Source organism: Janthinobacterium sp. TPC_1 (assembly GCF_056037845.1).
In genome coordinates this window covers 3,034,691-3,058,843 of sequence record NZ_CP195157.1, presented here as the reverse complement: position 1 = coordinate 3,058,843, position 24,153 = coordinate 3,034,691, and the positions used below count along the sequence as shown (strand labels likewise).

Sequence of the window (24,153 nt, the reverse complement as noted above, 5' to 3'; positions counted from 1 at the left end):
CAGGTGCTCTTACTTTGGCTGCATGCGGATGGCGCCGTCCAGGCGGATTGTTTCGCCATTAAGCATGACGTTTTCCACGATGGCTTTCACCAGCTGCGCGTATTCGCCGGGCTTGCCCAGGCGCGAAGGGAACGGCACCATCTTGCCCAGCGCATCCTGCACTTCGGCCGGCATGCCGAGCAGCATCGGCGTTTCGAAAATGCCGGGCGCCACCGTCATCACGCGGATGCCGTTGCGCGACAGGTCGCGCGCCATCGGCAGGGTCAGTCCCACCACGGCCGCCTTCGACGAGGCGTAGGCCGCTTGGCCGATCTGGCCATCGTAGGCCGCCACGGAAGCCGTGTTGATGATGATGCCGCGCTCGCCTTCCGCCGTCGCATCCTGTTTCGCCATGGCGTCGGCCGCCAGGCGGCACATATTGAAGGTGCCCACCAGGTTGATGTTGACGACTTTCTGGAACAGGGCCAGCGGGTGCGGGCCATCCTTGCCCACGGTTTTCACGGCAGGCGCCACGCCGGCGCAGTTGACCAGGCCGCGCAAGGTGCCCAGCTTGGTGGCCGCCGCCACCACGGCCATGCCGTCTTCTTCCGACGTCACGTCGCACTGCACGAACATGCCGTTCAGTTCAGCGGCCAGCGCCTGGCCCGCTTCCGTCTGCACGTCGGCCAGCACGACCTTGCCGCCGGCCGCCGTCAGCATGCGCGCCGTGGCCGCGCCCAAACCCGATGCGCCGCCCGTGATGATGAATACATTGTCCTGAATCTGCATGAAATCTCCTGAGTGATAAGGGCCGTGTTCCCGGCGCCTGATGGTTGATGCACGATGCCATTATTACGCTATTACGCACTATTACGTTTACGTAAACGTAATGTCGGCGACAATTGTAGCCATTTTTGCCGTCACCGAGCGAAAACTTGCGGCGCCAGCGCGTGGCAGGCTTAAAAACACTGGATAAAAGCGCCGTTGCGGTGGCAGATGCGCCCGTTGGCATCGAGCGTGGCGTTGCCCGCGCCGTCGTAGCGCGCGCCGGACGCGTCGCGGCAACCGCCCGCGTCGCAGGAACCGATGGGCTGCGGCGCGCGCGGCATGGGCACGGCCGGGCCGGGCGGCAAAGGCGCCATGGGCACAATGGGAGGCGCTGGCTGCGCCGGCATGCGGCCGATCACCTGCGCCACGGAACGGCGCGGCTGCACGGGCGGCGCCGGGCGGCACGGTTCCACGGCCAGCTTGCGCTGTCGCGCGGGTCGAGCCGGCACACGGGCAAAGGCTCAGACAAAGACTCGGCAGGCGCCGCCGGTTCCTGCGCCCGGGCATGGCCGCCAGCAGCTACCAGCAGGGCGCCGGCCAGCGCCAGCATGCTTTTTACCATCGTCTTCATGCCACCTCCCCAAGCATCGATCTTACCGCTTTCATTATTGGCACACACTGCGCCAGATGCCATGCACATACTGCAACGGTGTTTTATTTCCTTTCAGCACTTTCCTTCTTGCCAGGATGGCACTACAATAAGAACGATTCTTATTCTCATTATCAGAATTCGAGCGCAGTTGATTCTCTTTTCATTCATACCCGAGCCACCCGGAAGGCAGCCAGGAAATAACAACATCCGGAAAGTTCACCATGACCAAGCGTAGTCCCGCCTTCGTAATCCCCGCTTCCACTCCCGCCCGTGCCATGCATTCCGCCGCCCTGCTCCTGCCCTGCCTGCTCTCGCTGGCCGTCAGCAACGCCTGGGCCGAAGGCAATGTGGCCGCCGATCCCACCATGAACACGGTGGTCGTCACCGCGTCGGGCACGGCCATCGACATCAAGGATGCGCCGGCCAGCATCAGCGTCATCACGCGCGAGGAAATCGAGCGCCAGCCCGTGTATGACCTGAACACCTTGCTGCGCCGCATCCCCGGCGTGACGGGCGGCACCGGCCCCGAACGCGAAGCGTCGAAGATCAAGCTGCGCGGCCTGCCCGACAAATACACGCTGATCCTGGTCGATGGCAAGCGCGTGGGCAGCTCGGCCGACACGGCTTACCGCCCGGATCTGGGCCGCCAGGACTTGAACTGGATCTCACCCGACATGATCGAGCGCATCGAAGTGGTGCGTGGTCCCATGTCCTCGCTGTACGGTTCGGACGCCATGGGCGGCGTGATCAACATCATCACACGCAAGGTGCCGGGCAAGTGGAACGGCTCGGCCACGGCCAACTACACGCAGCCGCAGGACAGCGACCGCGGCACGGCGCACCAGTTGGGCGTGAACCTGGCCGGTCCCCTGTCGGACACGGTCGGCATGCGCCTGGGCGTGAACCAGTCGCGCCAGAATCCCGATGAAAAATCCTTCGACAAAGCGGGCGCCATGGGCGGCGAACGCAACCAGACTGTCTCGGGCCAGCTGACCTGGGCGCTGGACAAGAAACAGAACCTGTCGCTGGACGCCAGCTATGGCAGGCAGGAAGCGAGCAATTCGAGTGCGCATGATGCGGATGGCGAGCCGCTGGTCTACAGCTGGGGCGCCAACAAGCTGATACGCAAGAGTGTCAGCCTCGGCTACGAAGGCCGCTGGGACTTCGGCAAGACCACGGTCAACCTGTATCACAACGACTTCGATAACCAGGACGTCGGCACGGTGGCGAAATCCAAGGACAGCACGCTCGATGCCAGCCTGGAAAAACGGCTCGGCTGGGGCGGCATCGAGCAAATGCTGGTGATGGGCGGCCAGTGGAAGCACCAGGAACTGACGAACACGAATACCATCGGCACCGTGCCCACCGATTATCTGGGCAACACCGTGAGCGGCGCGACCCTGTCGGGCACCACCTCGGCCCTGTTTGCGGAAGATCAATTGTTCTTGCGCGAAAACTTGACGGCCACGGCCGGCCTGCGCCTCGATCACCACAGCAAGTTCGGCAACCACTACAGCCCGCGCCTGTACCTGGTGTACCACCCCGCCCCCGCCTGGACCATCAAGGGCGGCGTGTCGCAAGGCTTCCGCGCCCCAAGCCTGAAGGAAAACTCGCCGGCGGCGGCGACCAACTCGGCCGGACGCGGTTGCGGCAGCCTGAAACCGCTGGGCTACATCACGGGCGACTGCTACATGGCCGGCAATGCGGACTTGAAGCCGGAAACGAGCACGGCCGGCGAGATCGGCGTGGCGTGGGAACAGAATGGCTGGGACGTGGGTCTGACCTACTTCCACACGGATTTCAAGAACAAGATCGACTATGCGCCGCTGGGCTTTTACCAGCAGCGCTGGTGGACCAAGATGACGAATATCCAGAAGGCGCGCACCAGCGGCCTGGAAGCGACGGCCACCATCCCGCTGACGAAAAACCTGAACTGGCGTAACAACGTCACCTACATGGCGGAAGCGAAAAACCTCACTACGGGCGCCAACCTGCTGTCCACGCCAAAACTGTCGTGGTACTCGGCGCTGGGCTGGCAAGTCAACGACCAGCTGTTCGGCGAAGTATCGGCCCAGTACACGGGCAAGGAACTCGATGCCGGCAAGCTGGCCGACAAGGCCTACACCATCGTCGACACCGTCGTGTCGTACAAGGTCACGCCCCAGTGGACGGTGCGCGGCGGCGTGCAAAACCTGTTCAAGAAGGGTCCGATGGCCGATGGCCTGGTCGACTACTACGTACCGGGACGCCGCATGTTCGTCGGCCTGACGTCGCGCTTCTAATCGGCTAATAACGGGGCGGCGGCGTATCGGGCGGCGGCGTGGCGGCATTCGCCGGCACGCTGCCCAGCATCCGCCCGGCCAAGGGCACCTTGTGGCCGCTCGCATACATACATTTTTGATAAGAATCATCGTAGCTGCGCTGCATGCCATGCGAGGAGCTCTCGGCCGCGCCCGTGCCGGCCAGCTGCGCCTGCGCATAGCCACGGCAACTGCCGTCATCGACGCGGAATTGATCGAGGCTCTTGCCCGTGCCGGGCAAGGCCATGGCCGACGGCCCTTCCGGCAGCACCGTGCAGGCGGCCAGCAGCAGCGGCGCCAGCAAGCCGGCACGCCCCATCAACGCTCTCGTGTTCATGTTCGCCTCCCCGTCAGCGCACGCTGCTCGGCAGCACGGCACTCCATGCCGTACTGCAATTTTTCACGTGCCACGGGGCTGCGGGAACCGCACCCTCTTATTGCGCGGGCAAGCTTTGCACGGGTGTGGCCGGCGCCATGACGGGTGGCGCGGGCGCGTGGACGGGTGCCGGCGCCGCCACGGCCAGCCCAGCCCGTGGCCGGCAGCAGCGGCACCAGCAGCAGGGCCACGATATTGATGATCTTGATCAAGGGATTGACGGCCGGTCCCGCCGTATCCTTGTACGGGTCGCCCACCGTGTCGCCCGTGACGGCCGCCTTGTGCGCATCCGAACCCTTGCCGCCGAAGTGGCCATCCTCGATGTATTTCTTCGCATTGTCCCAGGCGCCGCCGCCCGTGGTCATGGAAATGGCCACGAACAGGCCCGTCACAATCGTCCCCATCAAGAGACCGCCGAGTGCCGCAGGCCCCAGCAGCATGCCCACGACGATGGGCACGACGACGGGCAGCAAGGACGGCACGATCATTTCGCGGATGGCCGACGCCGTCAGCATGTCGACGGCCTTGTCGTATTCGGGCCGCGCCGTGCCTTCCATGATGCCTTTGATGTCGCGGAACTGCCGGCGTACTTCCACCACCACGGCACCGGCCGCGCGGCCCACCGCTTCCATCGCCATGGCGCCGAACAGGTACGGTATCAGGCCGCCGATGAACAGACCGACGATGACCATCGGGTTCGACAAGTCAAACGTGATGTGCTGGCCCACGGATTCGAGCGCATGCGTGTAGTCGGCAAACAGCACCAGCGCGGCCAGCCCGGCCGAGCCAATCGCATAGCCCTTGGTGACGGCCTTGGTGGTGTTGCCGACGGCATCGAGCGGGTCGGTAATGGCGCGCACGGAGTCGGGCAAGCCCGACATTTCCGCGATGCCGCCCGCGTTATCGGTGATGGGGCCGTACGCGTCGAGCGCGACGATGATGCCCGCCATCGACAGCATCGAGGTGGCCGCAATGGCGATGCCGTACAGGCCCGCCAGCTGGTACGAGACGAGGATGGCGATGCAGACGGCCAGCACCGGATACGCGGTGGACTTCATCGACACGCCCAGGCCGGCGATGATATTCGTGCCGTGGCCCGTCGTCGACGCTTCGGCGATGTGGCGCACGGGCTTGAAATCCGTGCCTGTGTAGTACTCGGTGATGTACACCATCAGCCCCGTGAGCACGATGCCGACCACGGTGGCGCCCAGCATCTTGTAGCGCATGGCGTCGTCGGGCCACAGCAGCCACGTGACGACGGCAAAGCCCACCAGCGACAGGCCGGCCGCCCACCACAGGCCCGTGTACAGGGCCGACATGATTTTCTTGCCCGGGGCCGTTTTCACCATCGAGCAGCCGACGATGGACGCGAGGATGGAGACGGCGCCCAGCAGCAGCGGGTAGATGATGGCCGCGTTGCTGGCTTCGGCCATCAGCAAGGCGCCCAGCAGCATGGTAGCGATCAGGGTCACGACATAGGTTTCGAACAGGTCGGCCGCCATGCCGGCGCAGTCGCCCACATTGTCGCCCACGTTGTCGGCAATGACGGCCGGGTTGCGCGGATCGTCTTCGGGGATGCCCGCCTCGACCTTGCCCACCAGGTCCGCGCCCACGTCGGCGCCCTTGGTGAAGATGCCGCCGCCGAGACGCGCGAAGATGGAAATGAGCGAGGCGCCGAAGGCCAGGCCGATCAGGGGCTTGATCAGGTCATGCTGGGTCAGGCCGGGCGCGCCCGTCGTCGCCAGCAGCCAGTAGAACAGAGTCACGCCCAGCAAGCCCAGGCCGACGACCAGCATGCCCGTGATCGCCCCGCCCTTGAATGCGACGTTCAAGGCCTGGTTGATGCCCAGGGTGGCCGCCTGCGCCGTGCGCACATTGGCCCGCACCGAGACATTCATGCCGATGAAGCCGCAGGCGCCCGACAGCACGGCGCCGATCAGGAAGCCCAGCGCCGTGTGCAAGCCGAGCAGCACATAGATGGCGATCAGCAGCACCACGCCGACGATGGCGATGGTGCGGTACTGGCGCGCCAGATAGGCGGCCGCACCCTGCTGGATGGCCAGGGCGATTTCCTGCATGCGCGCGTTGCCGGGATCCTGGCGCAGGATCCAGCTACGCGACACCAAACCGTAAATGACTGCGACCACGCCGCAGGCTACCGCAAACCACAAACTGGCTGCCATATCGTCCCCTTCTGTTTTTATCCGACGTCATTGCCAACAGCTGCAGACCGCACCGGGTAGGCACGCGCAGCCAGGAAAACACGACCTGCAAAAAACCTGAACCACGAAAACGACACGGCACCGCTGGCGAAAAGCGGGCACAAAAAAAGCGGACACTCAGGTCCGCTTTTCAATACTGCTTATTCCGCCAGGGCGGCAAATGCGCTGTCGCGGATTTGCTCGACCGGACCGACGCCGGCGATGCGGCGGTATTTCGGTGCGCCCGGCAGACCGGACTTGGCCCAGTCGTTGTAGTAACCGAGCAAGACCTTGGTCTGGTTGTGGTACACGTCCAGGCGCTTCTTGACCGTTTCCGCCTTGTCGTCGTCGCGCTGGATCAACGGTTCGCCCGTGATGTCATCGACGCCGTCGACCTTGGGCGGATTGAATTTGACGTGGTAGACGCGGCCCGAACCCGGGTGGCTGCGGCGGCCGTCCATGCGCTCGATGATCGACTCGTCCGGCACGTCGATTTCCAGCACGTAGTCGACATGGATGCCCGCATCTTTCATGGCGTCCGCTTGCGCGATGGTGCGCGGGAAGCCGTCGAACAGGTAGCCATTGGCGCAATCGGCGTCCTGCAGGCGGTTCTTGACCAGGCCGATCATGATGTCGTCCGACACGAGGCCGCCCGCATCCATGACTTTTTTCGCTGCCAGGCCCAGTTCCGTGCCTTCCTTGATCGCCGCGCGCAGCATGTCGCCCGTGGAGATTTGTGGAATATTGTATTTTTCTTTAATGAAATTAGCTTGGGTGCCCTTGCCGGCACCGGGTGCTCCTAAAAGTATCAGACGCATTGAAAAGTTCCTAAAAAACAGATTTTGGATGGTGGTATGTGTAATTATTTTTAGATGGTGTTGCTATGGCTATCTTTCCCTACGAAACTTACCACAAAAAATCCCCAGAGCGCCAGTTTGCTATCGAATTGCTATGCTATGCCCTGATTGATCAAAGCCAGCAATTAGCGAGGCGGACGTTTCAAAATGTGGTTTTTGCTGCAGGCGTACAAATTATATTTGCACGCCTGCCGTTTTGCGGGTAGCGCTTACAGGGCGCCGTAGTGGGCTTGCACCCTGGCAAGATCTTCCGGCGTGTCGACACCGGCGGCCGGCGCCGAGTCCGTGACGTGAACGGCGATGGCAACACCGTGCCACAACACGCGCAACTGCTCCAGCGCCTCGATGGCTTCCAGCGGCGATGCGGACAATTGCGGATATTCTTGCAAAAATGCATTGCTGTACGCATACAGGCCGATATGGCGCAGCGGCACGTAGCCTTGCGGCAAGTTTTCACGGGACTGGGCGAAGCCGTCGCGGTGCCACGGAATCGTTGCACGCGAGAAATACAAGGCGCGGCCGTTCTTGTCCAGCACGACCTTCACCACGTTCGGATTGAACGCGTCGACCACGTCGTGCAACGGATGGGCGCACGTGGCCATGGGGACGGCGGCGCTGATCTGCGCCGCGCAGGCGGCCAGCAGGGCCGGATCGATCAGCGGTTCGTCGCCCTGCAGGTTGACGACGACGGCGTCCGGCGGCAAAGCCAGCGTGCGCGCCACTTCGGCGATGCGGTCCGTGCCCGACGGATGGTCGGCGCGCGTCATGCACACTTCCACGCCATGCGCGGCGCAGGCGTCGCGGATGGATGCATGGTCGGTGGCGACGATGACGCGCGCGGCGCCAGAGAGCGCCGCCTGCTCAGCCACGCGCACCACCATGGGCTTGCCACCCAGGTCGGCCAGCGGCTTGTTCGGCAGGCGCGTCGAAGCCAGGCGGGCCGGGATGATGACGATGAACGCCATCGTTATTCCACTGCGTCTTGCAGGGTGCGCGCTTCGTCCGCCCACATGATGGGGATGCCATCGCGGATAGGATAGGCCAGGCGGTCGGCGCGGCAAATCAGTTCCTGCGCCTTCTTATCGTGTTCAAGCGGACCCTTGCAAACAGGGCAGACCAGGATATCAAGCAGTCGAGCGTCCACGACATTTCTCCACAATTTGTTGGGCCAGCGCGCTATCGATGCGCGCACTGACGGGGACGACCCACAGTCTCGGGTCATCTTTGAGATGTTCAATTTGCGCACATTTTACTGCATCCTTCTCGGTGATCAAGATCACATCCGTGTCGAGTGCCGCAAATGGCTGGTCGAGGAAGTCGTGATGGTCGGGCAAAGGCAGTTCCGTAAAATCCAATCCGGCCCCGCGCAGCATGGCAAAGAAGCGCCGGGGGTTGCCGATGCCGGCCGCCGCCACGATGCGCCGGCCGCTGGCCGCCAGGGTTTCCAGGCGCATGCGCTCGCTGCGGTCGAGCAGGCGTTCGGCCACGCCGCCATCGAGCAGCATCTGCACCACCAGCGAGCCCTTGGGCGCGACCTGGTCCACCAGCGCCGGCGCCAGCGCGGGCGCATTGATCACCGTCACGTCGCGCCGGCGGCGCGGCGATTCGCGCAACGGTCCCGCCGGCAGCAGCCAGCCATTGCCCGCGCCGCGGCCGTCGAACAGCACGATTTCCACGTCGCGCTGCAAGGCGTAATGCTGCAAGCCGTCGTCCGTGACCAGCACGTCGACGTCCGGGTGCGCCGCCAGCAGCGCCCTGCCCGCTTGCGCGCGGTCGCGCCCCACCATCACGGGGCAGCCGCCGCGCTGGAAGATCAGCAGCGGCTCGTCGCCCACCTGCTGCGGCGTGGAAGCAGCGGTGACGGCACGCGGCAACCGGTCGGCGCTCCCGTGACCACGCGAAATGACGCCCGGGCGCATGCCCGCGTCGCGCAAGGCTTGCACCAGCCAGATCGTCAGCGGCGTCTTGCCCGTGCCGCCGATAAAAATATTGCCGACGACGACGACGGGCACGGGCAGGCGCGCCGATTTCAGGATGTTTGCCCGGTACAGGCCGCGCCTGACGCTGCTCAGGGCGCCGAACAGCAGCGAGACGGGCCACAGCGCGCACGCCAGCGGTCCGCGCGTCAGCCAGGCGCGGGTGAGTGTGGTTTCAAGCTTGGCGGGGGAGGATGTGGGCATGGGGTGTCAACTAAAATTGGAACCCAAAATCGACACCTGGGGTCGGACCCTGAGGGTCCGACCCCGGCACTTCGGTTGGGGTTGGGGGTTGGCCTTACTTGCCGCCCGCCTGCGCCGCGAACGTCAGCTTTTCATAGCCGGCCAGACGCGCCGCTTCCATCACGTGGATGACCATCTGGTGCATGGCGAACTGGTCGGCGTTGACCACCACCACGGGCGTCTGCGCGGGCGCCTTGCCGCCGTTGGCAGCCTTGGCCGCGTTCTGCAGGGCATCGGCCAGGCCGGCCACGTCGCGGAACGAGACGGGTTCGCGGTTGACCGTGTAGTTGCCCTTGGCATCGATGGTGACGTCGATCTGCTGCGGCTTATCCTTGGCCTGCTCGGCGTCGGCCGTCGGCAAGGTGATCTGCAGCTCCGTAAACTTGCTGTAGGTGGTGCTGACCATGAGGAAGATCAGGATCACCAGCAACACATCGATGAACGGGATCAGGTTGATTTCGGGGTCTTCACGCCCCTTGCCTTTGCGGAAGTTCATTTGCGGCCACTGTGGACGATGTCGACGAACTTGACGGCTTGTTGCTCCATATCAATGACGAAGCTGTCGACGAGGGCGCGGAAGTGGCGGTAGAAGATCAGGGCCGGCATGGCGATGGCCAGGCCAAACGCCGTGTTATACAAGGCGACGGAAATACCGTGCGACAGCGCCGTGTTCGACGCGGTGGCGCCGGGCGAGGCAAAAATCTCGATCATGCCGATCACCGTGCCGAACAGCCCCATCAGCGGCGCCAGGGTGGCGATGGTGCCCAGGGTCGTCAGGAAACGTTCCAGCGTGTGGGCCACGCCGCTGCCCGCCTCTTCGATCGATTCCTTCATCACTTCGCGCGGCGCGTCGACGTTGCGCAAGGCGGCGGCCAGCACCACGCCCAGCGGCGAATTGTCTTCCAGCTTGGCCACCGTGTCCGGCGTGATCTTGCCGCTGCGATACACCTGCACCACTTCATCAAACAGCTTGCGGGGCAGGATCTTGGCACGTCGCAAATACAGCAGGCGCTCGATGATCAGGGCCAGGGCGACGATGGAAGCGATCAACAACAGCCAGATGGGCCAGCCAGCGGCTTGAAATATAGCGAGCAAAAGAAACTCCTGGTAAAGGGAAGGCGGCGGACCACCCGGACAGCCTGTATTGTACCGAGCGCCGAAGACCGATTGTACGTCCGCGCAGGAATGGCGCAATGTAGCGCGTTGCCGCGCCGGCGGCAAGTGGCGCCTGCATGGCACTTGTCCACACGGCGCGGCAGGCGCGTGTCGCTGGCGCTCAGTTTTGCACACTTTGTGTGGATAAGATTGTGAGCAAGCATGAAGTCCAGCATGCAAGTCATTGATTTACATGAAAATTATCGTGCTGCGCAAAATACAGGCATAGCAGCTTATCGCCAGTAGTCAATGTCAATAAATTAATACCTGAAGAGTTCTGCACATTTACTGTGGACAAGATTGTGCGCAAAGCCGTGCAATTCATCTAAGTCATTGATTTTAAACAAAATTAAATCAATGAGTAAAAAAGTGGCAGGCAGCGCGCAATCGGCGGCAGAAGGAGCGTCAAAGTTCTGCACACAATCTGTGGACAAGATTGTGCGCAAGCTCAAAGATAGACGCTAAGTACATTGATTTATATCGTTTTTATTGCCGTGCATAAAAATGTAGCAAGGGCTGAAAAGCTGGGTTTTCAGCGTCCGATTTGACTTCAAAAACGCAGTTTTCCACCGCGAAGCCAGTTTCACACATAAAGTGTGGATAAGATTGTGAGCAAGCCGATTGACTCCATGCAAGAGCATTGATTTTAAAGGAGTTTTTTTCAATGCTAAAAAATAAGGCAGCGCAAGCGCCTGCTCACACACTGGAAAACCCGGGGAAAAGACGAAACGATTTATGCGGTTTTGCACATATTCTGTGGATAAGATTGTGAGCAAGGCGCACGACTGCACGCTAGACCATTGATCTATATGGCTATTTTTATGCTGCGCAAAATTCAGGCAAGCCATGCCATGGGCATTCCGCTGGCTAAATCCGCTGCCGTGCCAGAGTTCTGCACATTTTTTGTGGATAAGATTGTGCGCAAGGCCATGCATGGCATACTAAGCACTTGATTCCTATACACTTTATTTCCGTGCGCAAAAATGTAGCAAGGCATTTTTATCGCTCAATCAAGGCCTAGCCGGCCATGTTTGTCCAAGGCAAAAAGTTCCGCACACTTTCTGTGGATAACTTTGTGCGTAAGTGGCAGGGGCTGCACTGATGTGCTTGATATTAAAGGATTTTTTCCCTGTGCACGCAAATCAGGCATGCGGGAATTCTGCATGAAATCAATTACTTAGAAATAGATCTTGTTGTTTTGCACGATATATGACATAAGCATGACCTCGCCGATAATATGTGGACAGCTTTCTTCTTTCCCCTTGCCTGATGATGAACGACACCCCGACTGACAGCGGCTTTGCCGCCCCGCCCGTGCTGACCGTCAGCGCCCTGAACCAGGCCGTCGCGCGCCTGCTCGAGCGCTCGTTCCCCCTGACCTGGATCGCCGGCGAGATTTCCAACTTCACGCGCGCCGCTTCCGGCCACTGGTATTTCACCTTGAAGGACGATGGCGCCCAGGTGCGCGCCGTGATGTTCCGCGGCCGCGCCCAGTTTGCCGGCTTCACGCCGCGCGAAGGCGACAAGGTGGAAGTGCGCGCCCTCGTCACCCTGTACGGCGCGCGCGGCGATTACCAGATCAACGTGGAAGCCATTCGCCGCGCCGGCGTGGGCGCCCTGTACGAAGCGTTCCAGCGCCTGAAGGAAAAACTGGCCGCGCAGGGCCTGTTCGACCAGGAACGCAAGCGCGCCATCCCCATGTTCGCGCGCAGCATCGGCATCGTCACCAGCCCGCAGGCGGCCGCCCTGCGCGACGTGCTGATCGCGCTCAAGCGCCGCGCGCCGCATGTCAACATCATTCTGTATCCCACGCCCGTGCAGGGCCAGCAGGCGCCGGAAAAAATCGCGCACGCCATCCGCACGGCATCGACCAGGGCCGAGTGCGACGTGCTGCTAGTGTGCCGTGGCGGCGGCAGCATCGAGGATTTATGGTCGTTCAACGATGAAGCGGTGGCGCACGCGATCGCCGATTGTTCCATGCCCGTGATCAGCGGCGTGGGCCACGAGACGGATTTCACCATTGCCGACTTCGCGGCCGACCTGCGCGCGGCCACGCCGACGGCGGCGGCCGAACTGGCGGCCACGCCGCGCGCCGACTGGATGGCGTCCCTGCGCGCCGATGCGGCGGACTTGCGCCGCGCCATGCGCCGCAGCCTCGACGATGCGGCGCAGACGCTGGACCGCCACAGCCGCCGCCTGCTCAACCCGACAGCGCAGCTGCGGCAGCAGCGTTTGCAGCTGCTGGCCCTGTCCACGGCCATGACGCATGCGGCGCGCGCGCCAGTCAGCCAGGCACAGTACGCGCTCGAACGCCTGCGTTCGCGCTGGACGGCCTTGCGGCCAGACGTTACGGCGCCGCGCGCCCGCCTGGTGGACATGCAGCGGCGCGGCGGCGCGGCCATGGCACAGCTGGTCAGCCAGCGGCGCCACCGCCTCGACGGCCTGGCGGCGCAGCTGGAACTGTTGAATCCGCAGCGCACGCTGGAACGCGGCTACGCCATCCTGCGCGACGAAAAAGGCGCCATCGTGCGCTCGCCGGCCCAGCTGCAGGCGCGCCAGAACGTCAACGTGCGCCTGGCCGAAGGCAGCGCGCAGATCGGCATCGCCAGCGTGCAGGCGACGTTAGAGTAAAAAAGGCCGGGGAAGCTCCCCGGCCCAACACCTTCCCCTACTGAGTGGACTGCGACTGCAACTGCTCTTTCACACTACCTCATTTAAAACTTCATCGACACGCGCGCGCCAAACGTGCGCGGCGCGTTGTAGAAGGCGCCGTAGATCTGCTGCGTGGGCTGGCATGGCATGCCCACATCCGTGCAGATTTCATTGACGTCCAGCTTGACCGCCTTGTCGGTGGCGTTCTGCACGAACGCTTCCACCGTGTACGCCTTGTTGGCCGGCTGGAAGCGCAGGCTCAGGTCCAGGGTCGTGTAGGCTTCCTGGCGCTTGACGCCCGCATGGCCCGGCACGTCACCGTTGAACGCGCCCGCACCCACATACGACATGGTTTCATAGTGCACCGAAGCGCGCGGCGTGAGCTGGCCTCCGGCGACCGTGAAATCGTGCTCGTACTGGACCGTCGTGGAAAACTTCGGCGCATGCTTCATGGTGCTGCCGCCCACGTTCACCAATGGCGCCGTCGAGCCGCAGGACTGGCCATTCGCGCGCGCCGCATCGACGTCGCACGAGAGAAAATCGTCATACACGGCTTTGAGCCAGGTGGCGTTGCCCGTCAGGCGGTCGACCTTCGTCGGCCGCCACACCCATTCCGCTTCCAGGCCCTTGACGGTGGCGCCGGCCGCATTGAAGTTGGCCAGCACGCTGTTGACCACCTGCGATTCGAGCTTGTCCTTGTACTTCATCAGGAAAGCATCGAGGTTCAGGGTCAGTTCGCGGTTCAGCAGATCCGACTTGAAGCCGATTTCATAGCTGGTCAGCTTTTCCGGCTTGGTGGTGGCGCCGCCGTCGCCGATGGCCGGCGAGTGAAAGCCCGTCGTCACGGAGCCGAACAGCAAAATATCGGGACGCAGCTTGTACTCGATGCGGCCCAGCCAGGTGGCCTGGCCGTATTTCAGGTCGGCCGTATTGTCGCCCGGCGTATTGCCGCAGGCGGCCGCCGTGATGGCGCCGCCGGGGCCGATATTGTGCGTGTTGGCCAGGCCCGTGCCGGGCGTGACCAGCTGGCGCAGCTGGTCGGCAGTGAGCACGGTGGTGCCCAGTGGCGTGTTGCGCGGGCCAGTTCGGGCAAGCCCAGTTCTGGCCGCCGACGTCGAATTTATGGTCTTTCGTGTAGCGCGCGCCGGCCGTCAGCTTGATCTGGTCCGTCAGCTGCTGGCTGACCTGGCCGAACACGGCTTTCGATTTGAGCTGGCGGTCGCCCTGAATGAAGGACATGGCCGACGCATACTGGCCCACCGTGGGCTGCACGAAGATCACGGCGCCGTTGGCGATATCCTGCTGCACGGCCGCCTGCGAAATCTGGCTGCGGTCGATATCGAAACGCACCTTGTTCTTTTCATTGAACAGGAACAGGCCGGCGACCCACTGGAATGGCGCATCGTCGTCCGAGCGCGCCTGCAGTTCGTGCGAATAGCTGTCGAACTGCGCCCAGTCGGTGCGGTTTTCCGACTTAAAGCCGGGGAACAGGCCCGCATCGGCATCGTTGCTGTTCTGGCGCTTGTAGCGGCTCCAGCTGCCCAGGTAAGTAAAGTCCAGCGCATCCGTCGGCTTGTAATTGAGCTTGCCCTTGTAGGTCAGGATCGACTGGTCCAGGGTGCCCGGCGTATCGATCAGGGCCGAGCGCAGCTTCTCGCCCGGCTTGGGTTCGGCCGCCAGGTAGACGTTGCCGGCGCCCTGGTCGAGGAAGTAGTCGGCGATGAAGGTACCGCGCAGCTGCGGCGTGAACTTCCACAGCAGCGAGGCGCGCACGCCCATCTGGTCGCCGGCGCCATACTTGGCCGTGCCCGGCATGACGTTCGAGCCGCGGCGGAAGTCCACCGTGCCGTCATGGCTATCCTTGATGGCGGCGATGCGCAGCGCCACGTCGTCGGAGAACGGGATATTGAGCATGCCCTGCGTCTGCAGGTGGCGGTAATCGCCCACGGTGATGCCGGCCGAGCCCATGAACTTCGATGTGTTTGGCGCGGCCGACACGAGATTGACGGCGCCGGCCGTCGAATTGCGGCCGTTCAGGGTGCCCTGCGGTCCGCGCGCCACCTCGACGTGGCTCAAGTCGTACATCAGCGCCGTGGCGCCCTGGGGGCGCGGCGAATACACGCCGTCGACATAGAAGGCGACGGCCGGGTCGCCCAGCTCCGTGTGGTTGGCCGAGCCGACGCCGCGCATGTAGACGTGCACGCCGCCCGAGTCGCCATGCTGCTCGACGACGAGGCTGGGCACCATGGTGGCCAGCGAGGCCAGGTCCTTGACCTGGTTGTTTTGCAGGGTGTCCTGGTTGAAGGCGGTGACGGCCAGCGGCGTCTCCTGCACGAAGGTATTGCGGCGCGTGGCCGTGACGACGATGCGGTCCATCTGTTCGGCGGCCGGTTTTGCCGCGTCGGTGGCTGCCGTGGTGCTGACCGCTTCCTGGGCCATGGCGGCGCCGCTGCCCAGCAAGATGAACTGGGCGAAGGTCGCATGCGCCAGGCTGAGGGCGATGGTATTGCGTTTGAGCTGTTGCATTGTTGTTGTCTCCTGTACCGCTGGTTGAATGATGATCACATAGCTCTTTGGCTACTGCTGCACATTTTTTGGGTGTCAATCTGAAGTCATGTCGCCTCCGTGCGGGGTCAATGGGTGGCCACGGCGCGCCCGGCCGTGTCGAACAGAAAGGCATGGCCTTCTTCCGGCGCGAAGCCGATGGCGCTGCCCTGCGCCAGCGCGTGGCGCGCCTCGCCGTGCAGCTTGATGGCCACCGCTTGCGAACTTCCCTCGAGCGTCGCGTGGATGATCTGCGCGTCGCCCAGCTGTTCGATCAGGGTGACCGTGGCGCCATAGCCCTCGCTGCGCGGCACCAGGCGCAGGTGTTCGGGGCGTATGCCGACCAGCATGCCCGCCGCGCCGCCAAGCTGGCTGGCCAGCGCGGGGACGGCGGCGCACGGCAAAAAGTTCATGCGCAGGGCGCCGATGAAGCCGGCCACGAACTGGCTGGCCGGATGGCGGTACAGGGCCAAAGGCGCGCCCACCTGCTCCAGGTGGCCGCCGTGGAAAACGGCGACCCTGTCGCCCAGGGTCATGGCCTCGACCTGGTCGTGCGTGACGTAGATCATGGTCGTGCCCAGTTCCTGGTGCAGCTTGGCCAGCTCGATGCGCGTCTGCACGCGCAGCGAGGCGTCGAGGTTGGACAGCGGCTCGTCGAACAGGAACACCTTGGGCTGGCGCACGATGGAGCGGCCGATGGCCACGCGCTGGCGTTCGCCGCCCGACAAGGCCTTGGGTTTGCGGTCGAGCAGGTGCGTGATCTGCAAAATCTCGGCCACCTTGCCGACTGCGGCGCGCACTTCGGCTTCCGGCTGGCCCGCCAATTTCAAGGCAAAGCCCATGTTGTCGCGCGCCGTCATGTGCGGATACAGGGCGTAGCTCTGGAACACCATGGCGATGCCCCGCTCGGCCGGCGCCACGTCGTTGGCCAGCAGGTCGCCGATGCGCAGCTGGCCCGCGCTGATGTCTTCCAGACCCGCGATCATGCGCAGCAGGGTTGATTTACCGCAACCGGACGGCCCCACGAAGACCATGAATTCGCCGTCATGGATATCGAGGTCCAGGCCCTTGACGATTTCCGGGCCGTCGCCGTAGGTCTTGCGGATGCCGCGCAGGGAAATGGCGGCCATCTCAGTGCTCCCCGGCCAGGACGGCCGCATCGGCATGCACGGCGCGCTGCGCGGCGATGAAGTCGCGGTACCACAGGGCGCTGTCCTTGAAGCTGCGCTGCTGCGTGGCGTAATCGACGTACAGCATGCCGAAGCGCTTGGCGTAGCCCGAGTTCCACTCGAAGTTATCCATCAGGCTCCAGTAGAAATAGCCGCGCACGTCGATACCCTGCGCAATCACGGCGCGCAAGGCATCCAGGTGCAGCCGCACGTACTCGATGCGCGCCTGGTCATGGATCTTGCCGCCGACGGGCTTGTCGGCCACGGCCATGCCGTTTTCCGTGATGTAGACGGGCGGCAGCCGGTATTCGCGGTGCAGGCCCACGAGCAGCTCCGTCAAGCCTTGCGGATAGGTTTCCCAGCCCATGTCGTTGACGCCTAGCTTGCATTCGGGCTTGCGCGGCGGCGTCTCGGCGCTCATGAAGGCGCGCGTGTAGTAGTTCACGCCGAGGAAATCGATGGGCTGTTTAATATCTATGAAATCGTTTTCAAAGATGGCCAAAGCGGAAGCGTCGGCGTGTTTCAGGGCCAGGGCCGGGTAGCGGCCCTTGAAGATGGCGTCCATATACCACTGCACCGAGCGCGCATATTCGAGTTCGGCCAGCTCGCGGTCCTGGGCGCTGTCGGTGGCCGGCGTGGCCGTCCATTGATTGAGCACGATGCCCAGCTTTGCCGGCGCGTTCACCGTGCGCATGGCCTGCATGGCCAGACCATGCGACAGCAGCAGATGGTGCGACACTTGCACGGCGGCGGCCGGGTCGGCCATGCCGGGCGCGAACTGCCCCGTGCCGTGGCCCAGCACGGCCGTGCACCACGGCTCGTTATGGGTGGCGATGCTGGCGACCCTGTGGCCGAAGCGGCGCGCCACCTCGGCCGCGTAGGCGGCGAAGTGGTAGCAGGTGGCGCGGTTGAGCCAGCCGCCCTCGTCCTGCAACGCTTGCGGCAAGTCCCAGTGGTACAGGGTCAGATGCGCTTCGAGGCCTTTGGCGGCCAGGGCGTCGAGCAGGCGGGAGTAAAAATCAAAGCCGGCCTCGTTCCAGGCGCCGGAACCCGTGGGCTGGACGCGCGACCAGGACATGGAAAAGCGGTAGGCGTTCACGCCCAGGCTGGCGATCAGCTCCACGTCATCAAAGTAGCGGTGATAGTGGTCGCAAGCCACGTCGCCATTGCTGCCGTCGATGATCTTGCCGTCCGTGTGGCTGAAGGTATCCCAGATGGACGGGCCGCGGCCGTCGATGGCGGCCGCGCCCTCGATCTGGTAGGCGCTGGTGGCCACGCCCCAGGTGAAGGCGGCGGGGAAGTTGGTATCGGTGTCGTCGTTATGCATGGTGGTCATGTCAGTGTGAGTGGTTAAGAAAGTTCTAGCCTTTGACGGCGCCTTGCGTGAGGCCCTCGATCAGGCGCTTCGAGGCGACAAAAAACATCAGCAGCAGCGGCAGCACGGCGATGGCGGCGCCCGTCATCAGCGCGCCCCACTCCGTGTTGTTCGGCGCCTGCATGCTGCGCAGGGCCAGCGGGATCGTGTAGTTCTCGACGGAGCGCATGACGACCAGCGGCGTGATGAAATTGTTCCACGAGTTGATGAAGGTGATCAGGCCCAGGGTGCCCATGGCGGGGCCGATCAGCGGCAGCACGACCCGCCAGTAGATAGCGAACTCGCCGCAGCCGTCGATGCGCGCCGCCTCGATCAAATCCTTCGGGATGGCCGTGCCGATGTACTGGCGCATCAGGAAGATGCCCAGCGCGCCGGCCGCGCCCGGCACGTAAAGGGCGCGCGGCTGGTCCAGCCATCCGAGGAAATCCATCAGCATGAAGGTGGGGATCATGTTCATGAACGACGGGATGATCATCGACGCCATCACCAGGGTAAACAGGGGCCGCTTGAAGCGGAATTCGTACATGGCGAACGCATAGCCGCCAAGCGAGCAAAAGAACAGGGTCAGCGCGGTCGTCATCAGGGCCACGTACAGGCTGATGCCGATATTGCGCCAGAACGGCAGGCGCTCCTGCAGCAGCTCGATGTTGTTCAGCAGGGCCGTGCCGAACCAGCGCGGCGGCGGCAGGCTGTAGATCTCGGCGCTCGTGTGCGTGGCGAAGACGAACATGAAGTAGAACGGCGCGACCATGATCAGGGCGCCGATGGCCACCATGGCGTAGGCCGTCCAGCGGGTAGTCTTCATTTGGCCTCCTTGGCTTCTCGGCGTTCGTTGCGGCTGAAGATGCGGTTGTTCACCCAGGTGGTGCTGGCGATGATCAAAAACAGCAGCCAGGAGATGGCCGACGCCGTGCCGAAGTCGCCCGAGGAAAACGCCGTCTTGTAGACGAAGATGGCCGTCGTCATCACGGACTGGCTTACGCCGCTCGATTCGGCCACCAGCACGAACGGTTCCTCGAACAGCTGCAGGTTGCCCATGATGGTCAAGGTGACGGCCAGGTAGATCATGGGGCGCAGCTGCGGCAGGGTGATGTACCAGAACTGCTGGCGTTTCGACGCACCGTCGATGGTGGCCGCTTCATATAAATCCTTCGGGATGACCTGCAGCGCGGACAGGTACAGCACCAGATTCCAGCCCAGGTAGCGCCAGAAAATCACGAAGGCGACGGCCGGCTTGATGAACAGCGAGCTGCCCAGCCAGTCGATCGATTCTGCCGGAAACAGCCCGCCCACCAGCGGCAGGCTGGCGCACCACTGGAGCAGCACATTGATCTGGCCATAGTCGCGCGAGAACAGGGTGTTGAAGACCATGGCGATGGCCACGCTGGAGGTGATGAACGGTAAAAAGTAAATGCCGATCACCAGGTTGCGCGAGCGCTTGAAGCTGTTGTGGATGAAGGCTGCCAGCGGAATGGCGACCAGGTGCTGCGGCACACCCGAGGCCAGCGCCAGCCAGACGGTATTGCCCAGCGAGCGCAAAAACCACGGGTCGCTCAAGGCGTACTTGTAGTTGTCCAGCCCCACCCACTGCATGGCTTCCACGCCGCTGGCCGCTTCCCACTGGTTGAACGACAAATAGATGGAAAACAGCAGCGGGAACAGGCTGAAGACGGCGAACAGGATGAAGAAGGGGCTGATGAAGATATACGGCGCCCATTTTTTCATGTTGAAGCGCTTGCGTGCCGGCCGCGCCGAGACGGGCGCGCCTTGCGCCAGCGATGCGGAAGGTGCGTTCATGGCCGGCTCCCGGTTTGATCAGTATCAAGAGTCATGCTGTTTCCTAGCGCCGCGCGCGGTGGGTGATCAGGGCCTTGGCGTCGGCCAGGGCCGTCTTGATATCCTTGTTTTGCGCCAGCACGCTTTCCAGTTCCATGTTGACGATGTCGCGCGCCACGGCGTCGAACTTGTCGACGCGGATGACGGGAATCTTCGCCGCCGTGTCGCGCGCCAGCAGGCGCGTCTTCTGGCCGCCGAAATACGGCTGCGGCTCGTCCATCATGGGATCCGCATACGCCGCCTTGAGGGCCGGGAAGGCGCCGATCTCTTTCAGCGAGTGCAGCTGGATATCCTTGTTAACGGTCATGAACTTGATGAATTCCCAGGCCTGCGCCTTGTTGGCCGCCTTTTTCGGGATGCCGTAGAAGGAGCCGCCGTACGACGCCAGCGCGCCGGCCGGCAGGTTCGCCGCGCGCCACTGGCCCTTGGAATCGGGCGCCAGCCATTTGGCCAGGTGGCCGCTGAGCCACGATCCCATCATCTGGCTGGCCACCTTGTCGCGTTTAAAACCTTCGGCCCACTCGCCCGTCCAGGCCACGGTGCGCGCATCGATGCCGGCGATCCTGGCCGCCTTGGCCAGTTCGAAGGCCTTGACGAAGCGGGGCGAGTCGACCAGCACCTGCCCCTTGTCGCCAAAGTAAATGCCTTCGCCATCTTTCAGATTGGCGCGGATATAAATGTCGGCCAGGTCGCTGGCGCCGGCCAGCAGATAGGTGCCCGTGGCGGCCTTGAGCTTCTTGCCGGCGGCGATGTACGATTCCCACGAAGCCGTCAAATCGCTTTCCTTGATGCCCGCCTTGTCCATCAAGTCCTTGCGGTAGAACAAAGTGCCCGGCCCCAGGTCGGCCGGCATGGCGCCCAGGGTGCCGCGCGAACTGGTCGCCTGCACGAAGGTGAACGGCACGAACTGGGCGCGGTACTGCCCTGCCCCGTATGGCGCTTGCAACAGGTCTTCCATGCCCTTCGATTCGGCGAAGCTGCCGACATAGCGGAAGTCGATGGCCATCACGTCGGGCAGGCGCGCGCCGGCCGCCAGCGCCGTCGTCATCGAGTTATGGTGGTCGTCGATCTGCAGGCTGACCAGCTTGACCTTTACTTGCGGGTACAGCTTTTCCCACAGGGGCAAGGCCGTCTTGACGGCGCGGTCCAGGTCGGGAAAGGAGGCGACGGTGATCGTGGCGGGGGCCAGGGCAGGCAACGGTGCGGCAGGCGGGGCGGCTGCGGCGGCCACGCCACAGGCCAGGGTCAGCGCGGCCAGGGGGGCGGCGCCAAGGATGCTTGACTTCATTATTTCATCTCCGTTTATTGAGCGTCTTCTATCTTGAAAACGTTTTCACAACATGCGTCCATTTAACACCGCAAAGAAAATCAAGTCAACCGAAAAAGTTGTCATTTTTATCGAGGGTGGCGTGGCAAGTTGCACGCCGTGGCGCGTGTTCTCCTATGAGAAAGCGCAAAATTCCTCATTTGAGCCGCCGTTGTTTTTTGTGAAAACGTTTTCATAATTGGATCGGGATAGCGCGCCAACGCGTAACCCGACGTGCACGGCCAACAATATGTCGGGTTACGCCCGCAGGGCTAACCCGACCTACGGCCCACCGTGGGCATTTATGGTAATCTTTCAATGAAAAGGTTTTCAGAACACTGACGACCAGCCATCTTGATACCCAGGAACCACCTTGAACGATAGCGACCACGCCGCCTCTCCCTCCACCCTGCTCGACGTGGCCCGCCAGGCCGGCGTGTCGCCCAGCACCGTTTCGCGCATCCTGAACGGCACGGCCAGGGTGTCTGACGACAAGCGCGACGCCGTGCTGGCGGCGATTGCGCACATGAAATTCGCGCCGAACCAGATGGCGCAGGGGCTGAAAAAGGGCCGCTCGATGACCATCGGCATCGTGGTGCAGGATATTTCCAGCCCCTTCTTCGACGAAAGCCTGCGCGGCGTGGACGATGGCTTGAAAGACACGGGCTACGCGTCCGTCATCGTCAGCGGGCACTGGAATGCGCAGGAAGAAGCGGATCGCATCCGTCTGCTGCTGGCGAGAAAGGTGGACGGCATCATCCTGCTGTCGGGGCGCATCTCGGACGAGAGCGTGCTTGATTTCTCGCAGCAGCGGCCCATCGTCTCGACGGGCCGCCTGCTGGCGACCAAAAGCGCCATCGGCTTCAAGCTCGACAACGAATACGGCGCCTACCTGGCCGTGCGCCACTTGATCGAACTGGGCCACCGGCGCATCGCGTTTGTCGCCGGCCCTGCCAACAACACGGATGCGGCCGAACGCCTGACGGGCTACCAGCGCGCGCTGCGCGAAGCGGACATCGCCATCGACCCGAAGCTGATGGCGGAAGGTGATTTCCACGAGGCAAGCGGCATGCTGGCCATGAACCACTTGTTTGATACGCAGCAACAGTTCAGCGCCGTCTTCGCCGCCAACGACCTGTCCGCCTATGGCGTGCGCCTATGTTTGTACCGCAAGGGCATCCGCGTGCCCGACGACATCTCGCTCGTCGGTTTCGATGACTTGCCCGGCTCGTCCTACACGACGCCGCCGCTGACGACCATCCACCAGCCCCTGTACGACATCGGCCGCATCGCCACGGAAGCGCTGCTGGGGCTGATCAATGGCGAGGCCGTGCAGGCGGCGATACCTCCTCTGGAACTGATCGTCAGGGAAACTACCCGACGTGTTCGCTAGGTCTGGCGCTGAACGAGAATCACTACGCCAGCGGCATCCGCAACGCGTGCGGGAATCTGCAGCAATGGCGCATCCGCTTTACAATAGTGGCTCGTTCAGCAAGAATGCTTGGTTCAAGCACGCAAGGCTCAACCCTCCGGCCCAGGCCGGAAGACTCCGAACACTCACCATAAAGGGACATCACATGGAACATACTCTGCCACCACTGCCGTATGAAATGGACGCTCTGGCGCCGCATATTTCGAAAGAAACCCTGGAATACCACTATGCCAAGCATCACCAGGCGTATGTCACCAACTTGAACAACCTGATCAAGGGCACCGAGTTCGAAAACCTGTCGCTGGAAGAAATCATCAAGAAATCGTCGGGCGGCATTTTCAACAACGCGGCACAAGTATGGAACCACACCTTCTACTGGAACGGCATGAAGCCGGCCGGCGGCGGCGCGCCTACCGGTGCCGTGGCTGACGCGATCAACGCCAAATGGTCGTCGTTCGACAAGTTCAAGGAAGAATTCACCAAGTCGTGCGTGGGCAACTTCGGTTCGGGCTGGACCTGGCTGGTGCAAAAAGCCGACGGCTCCGTCGACATCGTCAACACCTCGAACGCCGGCTGCCCGCTGACCACCGGCGACAAGCCGCTGCTGACCTGCGACGTCTGGGAACACGCTTACTACATCGACTACCGCAACCTGCGCGCCAAGTACGTGGAAACGTTCTGGGGCCTGGTCAACTGGGATTTCGTTGCCAAGAACTTCGCGTAAGCGGTTCCTGACAACGTAAAACGGACGCGCCCGCGGCATTCGCCGCTGCGGCGCACCAAAAGAAGCCTGTGCTTGCGAGCGCGGGCTTTTTTTATGTCCACGCAGAAAGTAGATGCGGGCGGCACACACTGGTCAAGCGAACAAGATCAGCATGCGCGATGTTATAAGATACGCAAGCGCACGCCCGTGCTTGCCGGCCAGCCTCGCCGCCATCCCTTGCTGAAAGAAAACAATGAAAAAATTCATGCTTGCCCTGCTCGTATTTGCCTCCGGTTCCGCCTTCGCCAACTCCGCCTGCGACACGCCGCGCAACGACTTCGACGGCCTGTATTGCCTCAACAAGGTGTACCAGGAAGCGGACAAGGAACTCAACGCCAACTACAAGAAACTGAGCGCCCAGCTCGATGCCGCCGGCAAGCAGAAGCTGAAATCGGGCCAGCTGGCGTGGATCAGCAACCGCAACCAAAATTGCTCCAAACGCGAATCGTCAGGCTTTTATGTGAACCTCGATTGCGCCACCCAGACCACCATCGAACGCGCGCAATTCCTGCAAGACCGCGTGCGCGAATGCGTGAGCGCCGGCTGCCAGAACAGCAAATTATGATGTA

At 62.8% G+C, this 24,153-nt stretch carries 24 protein-coding genes; 6 read left to right on the top strand and 18 right to left on the bottom strand.

Annotated elements, in window-relative coordinates:
- Positions 1-9: 9 nt before the first annotated feature.
- The 3 genes from ACQVLG_RS14985 to ACQVLG_RS14975 form a co-directional block, all read right to left on the bottom strand.
- Positions 10-768, bottom strand: coding sequence for a 3-hydroxyacyl-CoA dehydrogenase (locus ACQVLG_RS14985; RefSeq protein WP_474295388.1), 759 nt, complete (start codon positions 766-768; stop codon positions 10-12).
- A gap of 170 nt (positions 769-938) precedes the next feature.
- Positions 939-1,193 (bottom strand): hypothetical protein, encoded by a 255-nt coding sequence (locus tag ACQVLG_RS14980; RefSeq protein WP_474295387.1) that lies wholly within the window; start codon positions 1,191-1,193, stop codon positions 939-941.
- Complete coding sequence (locus tag ACQVLG_RS14975) at positions 1,163-1,378, bottom strand: hypothetical protein (RefSeq protein WP_474295385.1); 216 nt, start codon at positions 1,376-1,378, stop codon at positions 1,163-1,165. The genes ACQVLG_RS14980 and ACQVLG_RS14975 overlap by 31 nt, the downstream gene beginning before the upstream one ends.
- Before the next feature lie 242 nt (positions 1,379-1,620).
- On the opposite strand from ACQVLG_RS14975, the gene ACQVLG_RS14970 reads away from it, so the two are divergent.
- On the top strand, positions 1,621-3,681 hold the full coding sequence (locus ACQVLG_RS14970; RefSeq protein ID WP_474295383.1) for a TonB-dependent receptor domain-containing protein: 2,061 nt from the start codon (positions 1,621-1,623) through the stop codon (positions 3,679-3,681).
- A 4-nt stretch (positions 3,682-3,685) separates the two neighbouring features.
- On the opposite strand, the gene ACQVLG_RS14965 is transcribed toward ACQVLG_RS14970, so the two are convergent.
- From ACQVLG_RS14965 to ACQVLG_RS14930, 8 genes are all read right to left on the bottom strand, one after another.
- A complete protein-coding gene (locus tag ACQVLG_RS14965; protein ID WP_474295381.1) occupies positions 3,686-4,036 on the bottom strand; it encodes a glycine zipper family protein in 351 nt (116 codons plus the stop codon).
- Entirely contained in the window at positions 4,033-6,258 is a 2,226-nt protein-coding gene (locus tag ACQVLG_RS14960) for a sodium-translocating pyrophosphatase (protein ID WP_474295379.1), read from the bottom strand. The genes ACQVLG_RS14965 and ACQVLG_RS14960 overlap by 4 nt, the downstream gene beginning before the upstream one ends.
- 179 nt (positions 6,259-6,437) lie before the next feature.
- Positions 6,438-7,094, bottom strand: a complete 657-nt coding sequence (gene adk, locus ACQVLG_RS14955; RefSeq protein WP_230538443.1) for an adenylate kinase — start codon at positions 7,092-7,094, stop codon at positions 6,438-6,440.
- 248 nt (positions 7,095-7,342) lie between these two features.
- The gene (gene kdsB, locus ACQVLG_RS14950) at positions 7,343-8,098 is read right to left on the bottom strand and encodes a 3-deoxy-manno-octulosonate cytidylyltransferase (protein ID WP_474295377.1); all 756 of its coding nucleotides are present in this window, start codon (positions 8,096-8,098) and stop codon (positions 7,343-7,345) included.
- 2 nt (positions 8,099-8,100) lie between these two features.
- On the bottom strand, positions 8,101-8,277 hold the full coding sequence (locus ACQVLG_RS14945; RefSeq protein ID WP_010395789.1) for a Trm112 family protein: 177 nt from the start codon (positions 8,275-8,277) through the stop codon (positions 8,101-8,103).
- On the bottom strand, positions 8,258-9,313 hold the full coding sequence (lpxK, locus tag ACQVLG_RS14940; protein WP_474295375.1) for a tetraacyldisaccharide 4'-kinase: 1,056 nt from the start codon (positions 9,311-9,313) through the stop codon (positions 8,258-8,260). Before lpxK ends, ACQVLG_RS14945 begins: the two co-directional genes overlap by 20 nt.
- A 94-nt stretch (positions 9,314-9,407) precedes the next feature.
- A complete protein-coding gene (locus ACQVLG_RS14935; protein ID WP_096234339.1) occupies positions 9,408-9,848 on the bottom strand; it encodes an ExbD/TolR family protein in 441 nt (146 codons plus the stop codon).
- Positions 9,845-10,447, bottom strand: a complete 603-nt coding sequence (locus tag ACQVLG_RS14930) for a MotA/TolQ/ExbB proton channel family protein (RefSeq protein WP_230538447.1) — start codon at positions 10,445-10,447, stop codon at positions 9,845-9,847. The genes ACQVLG_RS14935 and ACQVLG_RS14930 overlap by 4 nt, the downstream gene beginning before the upstream one ends.
- 881 nt (positions 10,448-11,328) lie before the next feature.
- On the opposite strand from ACQVLG_RS14930, the gene ACQVLG_RS14925 reads away from it, so the two are divergent.
- Both ACQVLG_RS14925 and xseA read left to right on the top strand, forming a co-directional pair.
- Positions 11,329-11,460: a hypothetical protein gene (locus ACQVLG_RS14925; protein ID WP_265334726.1), complete on the top strand. Its 132-nt coding sequence runs from the start codon at positions 11,329-11,331 to the stop codon at positions 11,458-11,460.
- A gap of 316 nt (positions 11,461-11,776) precedes the next feature.
- The gene (xseA, locus tag ACQVLG_RS14920) at positions 11,777-13,138 is read left to right on the top strand and encodes an exodeoxyribonuclease VII large subunit (RefSeq protein WP_474295373.1); all 1,362 of its coding nucleotides are present in this window, start codon (positions 11,777-11,779) and stop codon (positions 13,136-13,138) included.
- A gap of 83 nt (positions 13,139-13,221) precedes the next feature.
- Here xseA and ACQVLG_RS14915 read toward each other — a convergent pair whose 3' ends face one another.
- From ACQVLG_RS14915 to ACQVLG_RS14885, 7 genes are all read right to left on the bottom strand, one after another.
- On the bottom strand, positions 13,222-14,046 hold the full coding sequence (locus tag ACQVLG_RS14915; protein WP_474295654.1) for a TonB-dependent receptor domain-containing protein: 825 nt from the start codon (positions 14,044-14,046) through the stop codon (positions 13,222-13,224).
- A complete protein-coding gene (locus ACQVLG_RS14910; RefSeq protein ID WP_474295371.1) occupies positions 13,928-15,685 on the bottom strand; it encodes a TonB-dependent receptor in 1,758 nt (585 codons plus the stop codon). Before ACQVLG_RS14910 ends, ACQVLG_RS14915 begins: the two co-directional genes overlap by 119 nt.
- A gap of 107 nt (positions 15,686-15,792) precedes the next feature.
- Positions 15,793-16,833: an ABC transporter ATP-binding protein gene (locus ACQVLG_RS14905; protein ID WP_474295369.1), complete on the bottom strand. Its 1,041-nt coding sequence runs from the start codon at positions 16,831-16,833 to the stop codon at positions 15,793-15,795.
- Between the two features lies 1 nt (position 16,834).
- Entirely contained in the window at positions 16,835-18,208 is a 1,374-nt protein-coding gene (locus tag ACQVLG_RS14900) for a GH1 family beta-glucosidase (RefSeq protein ID WP_474295367.1), read from the bottom strand.
- A 25-nt stretch (positions 18,209-18,233) separates the two neighbouring features.
- On the bottom strand, positions 18,234-19,052 hold the full coding sequence (locus tag ACQVLG_RS14895) for a carbohydrate ABC transporter permease (protein ID WP_070282696.1): 819 nt from the start codon (positions 19,050-19,052) through the stop codon (positions 18,234-18,236).
- The gene (locus ACQVLG_RS14890; protein ID WP_474295364.1) at positions 19,049-20,044 is read right to left on the bottom strand and encodes a carbohydrate ABC transporter permease; all 996 of its coding nucleotides are present in this window, start codon (positions 20,042-20,044) and stop codon (positions 19,049-19,051) included. The genes ACQVLG_RS14895 and ACQVLG_RS14890 overlap by 4 nt, the downstream gene beginning before the upstream one ends.
- 43 nt (positions 20,045-20,087) lie before the next feature.
- Positions 20,088-21,371 carry an extracellular solute-binding protein gene (locus tag ACQVLG_RS14885; protein WP_474295362.1) on the bottom strand — a complete coding sequence of 428 codons (1,284 nt, stop codon included), beginning with the start codon at positions 21,369-21,371 and terminating at the stop codon, positions 20,088-20,090.
- Positions 21,372-21,762: 391 nt separating this feature from the next.
- Here ACQVLG_RS14885 and ACQVLG_RS14880 point away from each other — a divergent pair, with 391 nt between their 5' ends.
- The 3 genes from ACQVLG_RS14880 to ACQVLG_RS14870 all read left to right on the top strand — a co-directional run bounded on the left by ACQVLG_RS14880 (position 21,763) and on the right by ACQVLG_RS14870 (position 24,149).
- Positions 21,763-22,782: a LacI family DNA-binding transcriptional regulator gene (locus tag ACQVLG_RS14880; protein ID WP_230538454.1), complete on the top strand. Its 1,020-nt coding sequence runs from the start codon at positions 21,763-21,765 to the stop codon at positions 22,780-22,782.
- Positions 22,783-22,966: 184 nt separating this feature from the next.
- Complete coding sequence (locus tag ACQVLG_RS14875; protein ID WP_070224622.1) at positions 22,967-23,545, top strand: superoxide dismutase; 579 nt, start codon at positions 22,967-22,969, stop codon at positions 23,543-23,545.
- A gap of 232 nt (positions 23,546-23,777) precedes the next feature.
- On the top strand, positions 23,778-24,149 hold the full coding sequence (locus ACQVLG_RS14870; RefSeq protein ID WP_474295360.1) for a lysozyme inhibitor LprI family protein: 372 nt from the start codon (positions 23,778-23,780) through the stop codon (positions 24,147-24,149).
- The last annotated feature ends 4 nt before the right edge of the window (positions 24,150-24,153 follow it).

What these genes read in the sequence shown, in the direction of transcription:
- lpxK (WP_474295375.1), bottom strand. Translation starts at nt 9,313, where the DNA reads ATGCCCACATCCTCCCCCGCCAAGCTTGAAACCACACTCACCCGCGCC.
- ACQVLG_RS14905 (WP_474295369.1), bottom strand. Translation starts at nt 16,833, where the DNA reads ATGGCCGCCATTTCCCTGCGCGGCATCCGCAAGACCTACGGCGACGGC.
- ACQVLG_RS14875 (WP_070224622.1), top strand. Translation starts at nt 22,967, where the DNA reads ATGGAACATACTCTGCCACCACTGCCGTATGAAATGGACGCTCTGGCG.
- ACQVLG_RS14960 (WP_474295379.1), bottom strand. Translation starts at nt 6,258, where the DNA reads ATGGCAGCCAGTTTGTGGTTTGCGGTAGCCTGCGGCGTGGTCGCAGTC.
- ACQVLG_RS14890 (WP_474295364.1), bottom strand. Translation starts at nt 20,044, where the DNA reads ATGAACGCACCTTCCGCATCGCTGGCGCAAGGCGCGCCCGTCTCGGCG.
- ACQVLG_RS14870 (WP_474295360.1), top strand. Translation starts at nt 23,778, where the DNA reads ATGAAAAAATTCATGCTTGCCCTGCTCGTATTTGCCTCCGGTTCCGCC.
- ACQVLG_RS14985 (WP_474295388.1), bottom strand. Translation starts at nt 768, where the DNA reads ATGCAGATTCAGGACAATGTATTCATCATCACGGGCGGCGCATCGGGT.
- ACQVLG_RS14885 (WP_474295362.1), bottom strand. Translation starts at nt 21,371, where the DNA reads ATGAAGTCAAGCATCCTTGGCGCCGCCCCCCTGGCCGCGCTGACCCTG.
- ACQVLG_RS14910 (WP_474295371.1), bottom strand. Translation starts at nt 15,685, where the DNA reads ATGCAACAGCTCAAACGCAATACCATCGCCCTCAGCCTGGCGCATGCG.
- ACQVLG_RS14965 (WP_474295381.1), bottom strand. Translation starts at nt 4,036, where the DNA reads ATGAACACGAGAGCGTTGATGGGGCGTGCCGGCTTGCTGGCGCCGCTG.
- ACQVLG_RS14975 (WP_474295385.1), bottom strand. Translation starts at nt 1,378, where the DNA reads ATGAAGACGATGGTAAAAAGCATGCTGGCGCTGGCCGGCGCCCTGCTG.
- ACQVLG_RS14900 (WP_474295367.1), bottom strand. Translation starts at nt 18,208, where the DNA reads ATGACCACCATGCATAACGACGACACCGATACCAACTTCCCCGCCGCC.
- ACQVLG_RS14970 (WP_474295383.1), top strand. Translation starts at nt 1,621, where the DNA reads ATGACCAAGCGTAGTCCCGCCTTCGTAATCCCCGCTTCCACTCCCGCC.
- adk (WP_230538443.1), bottom strand. Translation starts at nt 7,094, where the DNA reads ATGCGTCTGATACTTTTAGGAGCACCCGGTGCCGGCAAGGGCACCCAA.
- xseA (WP_474295373.1), top strand. Translation starts at nt 11,777, where the DNA reads ATGATGAACGACACCCCGACTGACAGCGGCTTTGCCGCCCCGCCCGTG.
- ACQVLG_RS14935 (WP_096234339.1), bottom strand. Translation starts at nt 9,848, where the DNA reads ATGAACTTCCGCAAAGGCAAGGGGCGTGAAGACCCCGAAATCAACCTG.
- kdsB (WP_474295377.1), bottom strand. Translation starts at nt 8,098, where the DNA reads ATGGCGTTCATCGTCATCATCCCGGCCCGCCTGGCTTCGACGCGCCTG.
- ACQVLG_RS14895 (WP_070282696.1), bottom strand. Translation starts at nt 19,052, where the DNA reads ATGAAGACTACCCGCTGGACGGCCTACGCCATGGTGGCCATCGGCGCC.
- ACQVLG_RS14925 (WP_265334726.1), top strand. Translation starts at nt 11,329, where the DNA reads ATGCTGCGCAAAATTCAGGCAAGCCATGCCATGGGCATTCCGCTGGCT.